Here is a 10,406-nt window from a genome sequence, read left to right as displayed (position 1 = left end):
CCCACGCCCGCCCCTACACCAGCGAGAGCGAGAAGCGGGAGGCGTTCACGGGGTGGTTGCACCACTACAATCACCACCGGTTCCACACCGCGATCAGCGGCCCTCCCGCTTCCCGCGTACCTAACCTCTCAGGTCAATACACCTAGCGCGGCGCGCGCGGGCGGCCCCGGGGGTCAGTGGCCGGGTGTCGCGTCGGGGAGGCCCCGGGCGTGGCTCCGGAGCTGCCCCGCGTGGATGCCGCCCACCCATTCCCAGCCGGGCTCGGCGGCGGCGATGCGCGGGTCGTCGGCGCCGCCGCCCTCGCGCAGGGCCCGCACGTACGCGCGGTCCAGGCCGATGCGTGCGCGCACCCGGTCGCCGGTGCCGACGGACCCGTGGCCGGGGACGACGGCGTCGACGCCGTCCGCCGCGGCCTCCAGCAGCCGCAGTCCGGCGAGGTACTCCTCGACCGGGTCGTTGGCGGCGGTGGCCTCGTCGAGCATCGGGACGAAGACGTCGGAGAGCATGTCGCCGGCGGCCAGGACGCCGTGTTCCTCGATCAGCAGCGCCGCGTGGCCGGGGGAGTGCGCCGGGTGCTCGATGATCCGGACCTCGGGGCCCTCCCAGGGGATCCGCGCGGTTCCGGCGGGCAGGCCGGTGATGAGGCCGAACGGGTCGAGGGGGATGTCGTCGGCGATCTCGGGCGGCAGCCCCTCGGTGACGCGGGCCCTCCAGTCCGGGTCCGAGCGCAGGTCCCGCATGGCGGCCGCGCAGCGGGCCGTGCCGTAACGGGGCGCGTCGCCGAGGTCGGCGTGCCAGAGCACGTGGTCCCAGTCGGGGTGCGTCGAGAAGCCCGCCACCACGGGCAGGCCCAGCTCGCGGAGGTCTCCGGCGAGGCAGGCCATCTCGGCGCCGGTGATCCCGGCGTCGATGAGCAGCACGCCTTGGGCGCCCCGCACGACGACGGTGTTGTTCCGGAGCAGCTCGCTCCGGTGGGTGAACACACCCTCGGTGACCCGGGTCAGCATGGGAATTCCTTACGGCCTTGGACGATGTGTCTCGCCGCCAGCGTAAGCCGGGGGTGCGACGTTCGGCCGATGTTCCGGCCGATCACCGGGTTCCGGGATCGGCGTGCTTCTGGTATCCACATGGATAGTAGAGCTATCCATCGGAGGTCGTCGTGGTCACACTCCCCCAGCCCCGCACCCGGGGCGGTCTCGTCCTCGCCCTCGCCTGGTTCGCGCTCGCGCTCGCCGGGCTGGTCGGCACCTGGGCCTTCAACATCACGTTCATGGCCGACCCCGGCGGGCTCGGCTACCTGGAGGGCTGGTTCGCCAACCCGGCGAGCTCCTCGGCGGCGGTGGACATCATCGTCGTCGCCCTGGCGGCCTGCCTGTTCATGCTGGTGGAGGGCGCCCGCCTGGGCTGGGCCCGCTGGGTCTGGGTGCTCGTGGTGCTCAGCTTCGCCGTCGCGATCGCCTTCACCCTGCCGCTCTTCCTGGGCCTGCGGGAACTCGCGCTGAGCCGCCGACCCGCGGAGGCCCAGAGGGCCCAGAGGGTCTAGAGGCCCGGGCGACGCGGCCAGCGCAGGCGGGCGCCGCCGCGGCCGACGGGGTCGGCGTCGACCGCGCGCAGGTCCGGGACGCGTTCGAGGCCGCGGGTGGCCGGCGAGCGGTGGGCGCCGACCACGAGCGTGTGCGCCCCCGAGGCCAGCCCCGCGCGGATGCCCGCCTCGGCGTCCTCCAGGACCAGGCACCGGTCCGGGGCGACGCCCAGGCGGGCGGCCGCGTCCACGTACCCCGCCGGATCGGGTTTGCCCGCGGGCACGTCCTCGGCGGCGACCAGGACCTCCGGCAGCGGCAGCCCCGCGGCGGCCAGGCGCGCCGCGGCCAGCTCGCGGGAGGCGGAGGTCACCACGGCGGTACGGGTGCCGCGCAGCCGCTCCAGCAGGCGCCGCGCCCCGGGGATCTCGGTGATGCCCTCCGTGTTCGTCGTCTCCTGCCGCTCCAGCTCCTCGGCCACCGCGTCCGGGTCCCGCCCCGGCGGCAGGAAACGGGCCAGGGTGTCCCTGGTCCGGCGCCCGTGCGAGTACGCGAGCAGGTCGGCGAGCACCACGCCGTGGCGGTCGGCGAACCGCGCCCACACGCCCTCGACCACCCGGGTCGAGTCCACCAGGGTGCCGTCCATGTCGAACAGCACGGCGTCGACCTCCAGTGTCGTGCGGTCGATCCGGTCCGTGTCCATCGAGCCTCCTCGCGCTATATTTACTCGGATCACGAGTATATTTCCCGGACGGAAGGACCACCAGCCGTGACCGCAGACCGGATGTCCCGTTCGGCGCGCCTGCGCTGGACCACGGCCTCGGAACTGCTCCGCCTGGTCCACGCCGAACCCGGGATCACCCGCACCGCCGCCTGCGAGCGCCTGTCCCTGGCCAGCGGCGCCGCCACCGAGCTGATCGAGCGGCTGCGCGGCGCCCGCCTGCTGGCCGAGCACCGGGCCGAACGCGGCGGCCGCGGCCGCCCCACCACCGTCCTGGGCGCCCACCCGCGGGGCCCGCTCGCGGCCGTCGTGGACCTGCGCGCCGCGGGGTGGCGGGTCCTGCTGGGCGGCCTCGACGGCGTCCTGACCGAGACCGCCGCGGGCTCCTACGGCGACCGCGAGCCCGCGGGTTTCCTGCCGGAGGTCGCCGGGGCCGTGGCCGCCGCGGTGCGCCGCGAGCCCGGCCGGGTCGGGGCGGTGGTCGCCGCGGTCGCGGGCGCGGTGAGCGGGACCCGGCTGCTGCAGTTCTCCACCCGCGGCTGGCACGAGGCCGACCTGGGCGTCCTGGGCTCGGGTGCGGGCGTCCCGCTGCTGGTGGGCAACGACGCGACGCTCGGCGGCATCGCCGAGGCGCGCGGGGGCGCCGCCCGCGGGGCGCGCGCCGCCCTGCACCTGCTGGTCGCGGTCGGTATCGGGGGAGCGCTGCTGGTCGACGGCCGCCCCGTCACCGGCGCCCGCGGGGCCGGCGGCGAGTACGGTCACCTGCCGCTGGGCGACCCGGACCTGGCCTGCCCCTGCGGGGCCCGCGGCTGCTGGGACCTCATGGTCGACGGCCGCGCCCTGGCCCGCCACCGCGGCGACCCCGCGCCCGCCGACCCGTTCGCCTACGGCCGCGACGTGCTGGACGCGGTCCGCTCCGGCGCGGCGCCGGCCCGCGACCGGCGGGCGGTCGAGCGCACCGCGCGGGCCCTGGGCGCGGGGATCGCGGGGCTGGTCAACCTGCACGACCCCGACGCGGTCACCATCGCGGGGCTGGCCCCCGACCTGCGCGCCGCCGCCCCGGACGCCTTCGCCGACGCCTACCGCGGCGGCCTCATGGCGTTCCACCGCGCCGACCCGCCGCCGGTGGCCGACGCGGCCCGGGGCGCCGACGGCCCGGTCCAGGGGGCCCTGGCCCTGGGCGTCGACGAGATCACCGGCCCGGCCGCCCTCGCCCGCTGGGGTGGGTGAACGGGGGGATTCTCGCCCCCGGTGGTGCTTCCGGCACCGGATCCGACAGGTGTCGGCTAAGCGACAGGTGTTCGTTGGTCGGCGTCCGCGGTGTCGTACCCGGTGGTGTCGCCGGTCTCCGCGGCCTTGCGCCACCGGCCAGGTCTCGGCGGCGCCGTCCTCGGTGGCCTCCGGCCGCTCGACCGGGCGGCCCGTGCCGCACACGGTCACCGGGCGGCCCGTCCGTGCCGGGGCCGACGCCGCCGACGTCCCGATCGCACCGGCGCCGATGACGGCGACCGGTCGCCCCTGTCCGCGCGCGCCCATGCCCCACGCCCCCTTCCCGGCCCCGTCCGAGCACCCCGCGGCCGGGAGTGCGCGCGGGGTGTCGCAGCGTGTATCGGGGGTGGGTATGGGCGGTGCGAACTCTTTCCCACCGCCGGCCCGCTCCTGGCCCGCCCCCGCTCCGCCGGCGTTCCCCTTTTTGTTCGATTCCTGTCCGGAGAGGCCTATTCGGATGCTTATGTTGGTCCGAAACCGCATCCTTCGCTTTTCCGGTTGCGGGCCACTCTGGATTCGGAGAGTATTGGTCCGGTGATCCTCCGTGTCATTGGCGTGGGGGGTGATCTTTTCCGTGAATCGCGTACGAAATGAGAAAGGATGGTGGAATGAGGATTCCGTCCACCGTGCTCGCCCTTGCCCTGGCGGGTGCCCTGCTGTGGGCCGCCCCCGCCCACGCGGCCACCGGCGAGGTCGTCGTCTTCACGACCGAGTTCGAGGACCTGCTGCGCTACCCCGACCCCGCCTCCGGGAGCTGCACCGCACTCCCTCCGGCCGCCCACGTGCTGGTCAACCTCACCGACGCCGAGGTCCGCATGCACGCCGGGCGCGGCTGCCTCGGCCCCGGTGTCGCGGTGGCCCCGGACCGCGGGTGGCACGCTCCGCCCAGCGGCCTGTTCAGTTTCTCGGTCGCCTGACGTATCCGGAGAAAACCGGGCATTGTGTTTCTGATTTCCCCCATCATGCCATGACGCACTTTGTCGGATTTCCCTTTCCGGTTGTGGAACCCCGTTCCCCGGGTTTCGGGCCCTGAGAACCCGTCCCCTTCCTTGACGCCTTTCCCGGAACCGGGCCAACCTGTTGTTCCGTTCGATGGTTCCGTGTGCCCGAACCGGGCCCGGAACGCCGGGGAGCGCGAACGGAAAGGTGTCCTGCCTTCATGCTGCACACCCTCATCGTCGGCCTGGGGAGATCGGGACGGGGGCTGCACGCGCCGTCGCTCGCCAAGGCGCGGGCGGCGGCCCGCGGCCTCTTCGCACCCGGCCCGGTGCTGGGCCACGACCCCCACCGCGCGGGGGCCGAGGGGGTGACGGCGGTGGACTCCCTGGAGGAGGCCGCCCGCCGCCGCCCGCCCCGGAGCACCGTGGTCCACCTCTGCACCCCGCCGCACCTGCGGGCCGAACCGCTGGAGCGGCTCGCCCGCCTGGGCTACCGCATGGTCGTCGTCGAGAAGCCGCTGGCCCTGGACCTGGCCGAACTGGCCGCGATCGCCAGGCTGCGCCGCCGCTGGGGCCTGCGCCTGACCGTCGCCACTCCGTGGACGGCCAGCACGCTGAGCGCCCGGCTGCTCGCGGCCCACCGCTCCGCGGCGTTCGGGCGGCTGCGGACCCTCACGGTGCTCCAGCACAAACCGCGGTTCACCCGGACCCTGGAATCCGCCGGGCACCCCACCGCCTTCGACGTCGAGGTCCCCCACGCCCTGGCCGTGGCGGTCGCGCTGGCCGGGGACGCCGAGGTGGCCGCCGCCGAGCTCGACGACATGGCCGTGGACGGCCTCGTGCTACCCGGGCTGGGCGCCGCCCGCCTGGACCTGGTGCACCACACCGGGGTGCTCACCCGCATCGAATCGGACCTGACCGCGCCGCTGCGCGAACGCCGGATCGTGCTGGAGTTCGACGGGGCCGTCCTCACCGGGCACTACCCGTGCAGCGAGGCCGACCACACCGCGCAGCTCACCGTGGCCGCCCGCGGCCGCGGGCCCACCCGGTCGGTGTTCACCGACGACGCCCTCACCGCGTTCTGGCGCCGCTGCTACGCCCGCTACGCGCGGCCCTGCCACGACCTGGGCGACCTGCCCGTGCACGTGGAGGCCGTCCGGCTGCTGGCCGAGGCCAAGGGGCTGTGCGCGGGGCGGGCACGGGACCCGGAGGCGGGACATCCGGAACAGGGGGTGGGGAGTGTCGTCGGTGCCTGAGCGTGCGGTGTCGTCGGAGCCGGAGTGGGCGGCGCCGCCGGTGCCCGAGTGGGCGGTGCCATTGGAGCCGGAGCGGGGGGTGCCTTCGGGGCCTGAGTGTGCGGTGTCGCCGGACCCCGGGGGGATGGCGGCGCCGGTGCCCGAACCGCCGCGCCTCGCGGGGATCGGGGACGAGGCCGCTCCCGGCCTGGACGGCCAGCTGGCCGCCCTGGGCGCGCTCGGCTGGGAGCTGCTGGAGGTGCGCACCCTGGACGGGGTGCCGATCGCGGCCGTGCCCGAGGACGGGGTGGCCGCGGCGGCCGAACGCATCCGGGGCGCCGGGGCGCGGGTGGTCGCCGTCGCCGCCAAGATCGGCGACTGGTCCCGCCCCGCCACCGGCGACTTCGCCCTCGACCTGGCCGAACTCGACGCGCTGGCCCGGCGCTGCGCGGCCCTGGGCACCCGCACCGTGCGCATCATGTCCTATCCCTCCGGCGGCCTGCCCGAACCGGAGTGGGGCCGCACCGCCCGGGCCCGGGTGCGCGAACTCGCCCACCGGGCCGAGGACGCCGGGCTGCTCCTGGTGCACGAGAACTGCGCCGGCTGGGCGGGCGAGGACGCCGAACGCGCCCTGGACCTGCTCGCCCACGCCGACAGCCCGGCGCTGCGCCTGCTGTTCGACACCGGCAACGGGGTCGCCCACGGCTACGACGCCCCCGTGATGCTGCGCGACCTCGCCCCCCACGTGGCCCACGTCCACATCAAGGACGCGGTCCGCACCCCCGGCGGCGACACCGCCTACGTCCCGCCCGGGGAGGGCGCGGCCGGGGTCGAGGAGTGCCTGCGGATCCTGGCCGGGCACGGGTACCGCGGCGCCCTGTCCATCGAACCCCACCTGCACCTGCGCCCCCACCTGCTCGCACACGGCGCCGACCCCGGGCGGGGGGACCCGGCCGCGTTCGTGGAGTACGGGCGGCGGCTGGAGGGCCTGGTGCGCCGGGCCTGGAACACGGAAGGAGTCCGATGACCCTCACCGAGGAGGACCTCGCCCTGCTGCTGCGGCTGCTGGAGACGCCCACCGCCGGGCCCCTGGAGACCGGCGACGGCGGCCCGCACCCCCGGCTGTGGCAGGCCCAGGAGGAGTACGCCCGGGCCGCGGCGCCGCTCGGCCTGCGCACCGTGCACCACGGCCCGGCCGAGCCCGCCGACCTGGAGCTGCCCGGGGTGCCCGCCGCGGTGCGCGCGGCCGCCGCCGACCCCGGGTTCCTGGAGTGCCAGCCCAGCCTGGTGCTGCGACTGGGGCCCGACACCGTGCCGCGCGAGCGCACCGTCATGTTCAACGTGCACCTGGACACCGTCGCGGGCGGGCCGCCGGTCTCCCGCGAAGGGGACCTCGTCCGGGGCCGGGGCGCCATCGACGCCAAGGGACCGGCGGTGGCGCTGCTGGCCGGGGTGCGCGCCGCCTTGGCGCGCTCGCCCCGCCTGGGGCGCGACACGGCGGTGGTCGTCCAGGCCGTGGCGGGCGAGGAGGGCGGCGCCATGGGGGTGCTGGGCACCCGGCCGCTGATCGCCCGCGGCCACACCGGCCGCCTCAACGTGTTCTGCGAGCCCACCTCCGGGCGGTTCCTCACCCGCTCCACCGCGTCCATGACCGCCCGGGTGTCGGTGCGCGGCGAGGACGCCATCGACGACCGGCCCCACACCGGGCACAACGCCTCGGTCCTGCTGGGGTTCCTCGCCCACCGGATGGGGCGGGCCCTGGACGGGCACGCCCGCACCGGGGCGGTGTGCGTGGCGGGGCTGCACACCGGGACCCTGCACAACCGGGTGTACGGCAGCGGAGACCTGCTATTCAACCTTGCCTACTCCGACGCCCGGGCGGGCCGGACCCTGGAGCGGGCGGTGTCCGGCGCGTTCGACACCGCGCTGGAGGAGTTCGGCGCCTCCTTCGCCGACACCGCCCTGTTCGCCCGCACCGCCGCCGACGCCCGCCGCCTCACCCACCTGGACTGGCCGAAAAGGGGGCTGCCGGTCCTGGACGACCGCGACACGTGGGGCCACGACCTGCTGACCCGGGCCGGGGTCCCGCGGTGGCCCGCCGACGAGCCCGCCTTCACCTGCGACGCCATCTGGATGGCCGGGGTCCCGGATGCCTGCACGGTCGTGCTGGGCCCGGGCGACCTGGCCGCCGACGGTGCGCACACCGACGACGAACACGCCCGCCTGTCCGACCTCGACGGGTTCGCCGCCACGGTGGCCCGCCTGCTGACCGCCTTCACCGACGCAACGAACGGGGATCAGTGACCACCCTCTCTCCCGAACCGCCCGGATCCGCCCCGGCGCGGACCACCGCCGACCACGACTCCCTGCTGGCCTTCCTCACCGCGGTCTTCGCCGACCGGGGCCTGCCCCCGCGGCGGGCCGCCGCCTCCGCGCGCGCCCTGCTCCACGGCGACCTCACCGGGATGGACTCCCACGGCACCGCCAACCTGACCCGCCTCTACCTGCCCCTGCTCGACGGCGGCCGGGCCGACCCCCGCGCCGAGCCCCGGGTGGTCACCGACCTGGGGGCGGCCGTGCTGCTCGACGCCCGCCGCGCCCTGGGGCTGTGGGCGGCCGCCGAGGCGATGGACCTGGCCGCCGACCGGGCCGCGCGCCACGGGATCGGGATGGTGGCGGTCCGCGGCGCCACCCACCTGGGCTGCGCCGGGTTCCACGCGCTGCGGGCGGCCGAACGCGGCATGGTCGGCCTGGTCGCGAGCAACTGCGGCGGGCAGCGTATCACCCGGCCGCCGGGCGGCGCCGCGGCCCTGCTGGGCACCAACCCGCTCAGCGCCGCCGCCCCGGCCGGCGACCACCCGCCCTTCGTATTGGACATGAGCACCACGGCCGCGCCCACCGGGCGCATCCGCCAGGCCGCCCGCGAGGGGCGGCCGGTGCCCGAGGGACTGCTGTGCGACGACCGCGGCGCCCCGGTCACGGACCCGGCCGCGTTCGACGCGGGGCGGGCGCACCTGATGTGGCTCGGCGGAGACGTCGGCCGCTACAAGGGCTTCGGCCTGGGGCTGCTGGTGGAGGTGCTGTCCGCCGTGGTCTCCGGCGCCGGACGCGGCCCCGCCCCGCAGGCCCTGGCCGGGGACGGCTCCCCGGCCGGGACCGACGACGACATCGGGTACCTGCTGCTGGCCCTGGCCCCCGACGCGCTGCGCGCCGGGGCGCGCGAGGACGCCGAGGAGCTGTTCGGGACGGTGCTGGGCTGCCCGCCCACCGACCCGGCCGACCCGGTCCGCTACCCCGGCTGGCACGAACACCACCGCGCCCGCGAACGCCGCCGCCACGGCGTCCCTTTGCCCGCCGCCCTGTACGCCGAACTCGCACGAGTCGCCGAGCAGACCGGACTGCCCGCCCCCGCGATCCGTGGGGAGGCCTGATGCGGGTGTCGTGTGCGGGGCTGCTGGTGTGCGGCGAAGGCGTGCGGGTCGCGGAGCGGGCGGGGTCGGCCGCTGCCGAGAGTCTTGGAGAGGTCTGATGCCGATGTTGCGTGTGGGGCTGGCGATATGCGCTGGGCCGGTCGCTCCCCGGGTCTGTGGGGGAGGGCCGGTGCCGGTGTTGCGCCTGGGCGCGGTGGTGTGCGGCGAAGGCGTGCGGCCGGCGGAGCGGGCCGGGGCGGAGAAAGTGGAGGCGGGGCGATGAGGGCGTTGCGTGTGGGAGTGGTGGGCCTGGGGGTGATCTCCCGGTTCCACATCGAGGCGCTGTCGGCCTCCCCGGACTGGGACCTGGTGGCGGTGTGCGACCTGGCACCGGAGCGGGTGGCGTCGCCGCCGCCCGGGGCGGCCGGGTACACCGACCACGTTCGAATGCTGGAGCGCGAGCGGCCGGACGCGGTCGTGGTGACCGCGCCCAACGACGCGCACGCGCGGATCTGCGCGGACGCGATCGCCGCCGGGGCCGCGGTGTGCGCGGAGAAGCCGCTGGCCCTGGACCCCGCGGAAGGCGAGGCGCTGGCCGCCCTGGCCCGGGAACGCGGGGTGGTGCTGTTCACGGCCTTCCACCGCAGGTACAACTCCGAGTTCGCGGCGCTGCGGGAGCGGGTCGCCGGGCGCACGGTGACGGAGGTGACCGTGCGCTACCTGGAGCGGATCGAGGAGCACGCGGGCGACGACACCTGGTACCTGGACCCGGCCCGGTGCGGCGGCGGGTGCGTGGCCGACAACGGGCCCAACGCCTTCGACCTGGTGGAGAGCCTGCTGGGCCGGGCCGAGGTGACCTCGGCCCGGGTGGAGCACGACCCGGCCGGGGTGGACCGCCGGGCCGACATCTCCCTGGCGGCCGGGGCCGCCCGGGCGCGGGTGCTGCTGGACTGGTCCCACCCGGGGGAGTGCAAGGACGTGCGGGTGCGCACCGGCGACGGGCGGGTGTGGACGGCCGACCTGCTGGCCGGGCGCCCCGCCTTCAAGGAGTCGCTGTGGCACGAGTACGAGGGCGTCGCGGCCGACTTCGCCGCCCGGGTGCGCGCCGGGCGGGTCGGGGAGGAGACGGGGGTGTCGGCGCTGCGCCTGGTCGCCGAGGCCTACCGCGCGGCGGCGCGGGGGGTGGCCCGGTGAACCCGCACGAGGACGGGGCCAAACGCCCGGTGACCGCCGCCGTGGTCAAGGTGCTGGTGCACCGCAGGACCGACCGGGGCATGCGGCTGGAGCCGTTCGCGAGCCGCTGCGTGCGCGCG

At 76.3% G+C, this 10,406-nt stretch carries 11 protein-coding genes and 1 pseudogene; 10 read left to right on the top strand and 2 right to left on the bottom strand.

Going from position 1 to position 10,406, the window contains the following annotated elements:
* A pseudogene (locus ACJOT3_RS27270) lies at positions 1-146 on the top strand (IS481 family transposase); the annotation flags it as partial.
* A 27-nt stretch (positions 147-173) separates the two neighbouring features.
* Here the strand turns inward: ACJOT3_RS27270 and ACJOT3_RS27265 are convergent.
* On the bottom strand, positions 174-1,007 hold the full coding sequence (locus ACJOT3_RS27265; protein ID WP_406975979.1) for an MBL fold metallo-hydrolase: 834 nt from the start codon (positions 1,005-1,007) through the stop codon (positions 174-176).
* Positions 1,008-1,159: 152 nt separating this feature from the next.
* On the opposite strand from ACJOT3_RS27265, the gene ACJOT3_RS27260 reads away from it, so the two are divergent.
* Complete coding sequence (locus ACJOT3_RS27260) at positions 1,160-1,543, top strand: DUF2834 domain-containing protein (RefSeq protein ID WP_406975978.1); 384 nt, start codon at positions 1,160-1,162, stop codon at positions 1,541-1,543.
* Here the strand turns inward: ACJOT3_RS27260 and ACJOT3_RS27255 are convergent.
* Entirely contained in the window at positions 1,540-2,223 is a 684-nt protein-coding gene (locus tag ACJOT3_RS27255; RefSeq protein WP_406975977.1) for an HAD-IA family hydrolase, read from the bottom strand. The genes ACJOT3_RS27260 and ACJOT3_RS27255 overlap by 4 nt on opposite strands.
* Positions 2,224-2,289: 66 nt before the next feature.
* Here ACJOT3_RS27255 and ACJOT3_RS27250 point away from each other — a divergent pair, with 66 nt between their 5' ends.
* From ACJOT3_RS27250 to ACJOT3_RS27215, 8 genes are all read left to right on the top strand, one after another.
* Complete coding sequence (locus ACJOT3_RS27250) at positions 2,290-3,471, top strand: ROK family protein (RefSeq protein WP_406975976.1); 1,182 nt, start codon at positions 2,290-2,292, stop codon at positions 3,469-3,471.
* A 647-nt stretch (positions 3,472-4,118) separates the two neighbouring features.
* On the top strand, positions 4,119-4,427 hold the full coding sequence (locus tag ACJOT3_RS27245; protein ID WP_406975975.1) for a hypothetical protein: 309 nt from the start codon (positions 4,119-4,121) through the stop codon (positions 4,425-4,427).
* Positions 4,428-4,669: 242 nt separating this feature from the next.
* On the top strand, positions 4,670-5,704 hold the full coding sequence (locus ACJOT3_RS27240; protein ID WP_406975974.1) for a Gfo/Idh/MocA family oxidoreductase: 1,035 nt from the start codon (positions 4,670-4,672) through the stop codon (positions 5,702-5,704).
* Positions 5,705-5,840: 136 nt separating this feature from the next.
* Complete coding sequence (locus tag ACJOT3_RS27235; RefSeq protein ID WP_406975973.1) at positions 5,841-6,710, top strand: sugar phosphate isomerase/epimerase family protein; 870 nt, start codon at positions 5,841-5,843, stop codon at positions 6,708-6,710.
* Positions 6,707-7,987, top strand: a complete 1,281-nt coding sequence (locus ACJOT3_RS27230) for a M20/M25/M40 family metallo-hydrolase (RefSeq protein WP_406975972.1) — start codon at positions 6,707-6,709, stop codon at positions 7,985-7,987. The genes ACJOT3_RS27235 and ACJOT3_RS27230 overlap by 4 nt, the downstream gene beginning before the upstream one ends.
* A complete protein-coding gene (locus tag ACJOT3_RS27225) occupies positions 7,984-9,114 on the top strand; it encodes an Ldh family oxidoreductase (RefSeq protein ID WP_406975971.1) in 1,131 nt (376 codons plus the stop codon). The genes ACJOT3_RS27230 and ACJOT3_RS27225 overlap by 4 nt, the downstream gene beginning before the upstream one ends.
* A 258-nt stretch (positions 9,115-9,372) precedes the next feature.
* Positions 9,373-10,287, top strand: coding sequence for a Gfo/Idh/MocA family protein (locus ACJOT3_RS27220; RefSeq protein WP_406975970.1), 915 nt, complete (start codon positions 9,373-9,375; stop codon positions 10,285-10,287).
* Positions 10,284-10,406, top strand: a 123-nt coding sequence (locus tag ACJOT3_RS27215; RefSeq protein ID WP_406975980.1) for a DUF6917 domain-containing protein, incomplete at its 3' end; no start/stop codon positions are given. The genes ACJOT3_RS27220 and ACJOT3_RS27215, both read left to right, overlap by 4 nt.

Source organism: Nocardiopsis protaetiae, assembly GCF_045446735.1.
Classification (GTDB): Bacteria; Actinomycetota; Actinomycetes; order Streptosporangiales; family Streptosporangiaceae; genus Nocardiopsis; species Nocardiopsis protaetiae.
This window is presented reverse-complemented; position numbering and strand designations above follow the sequence as displayed.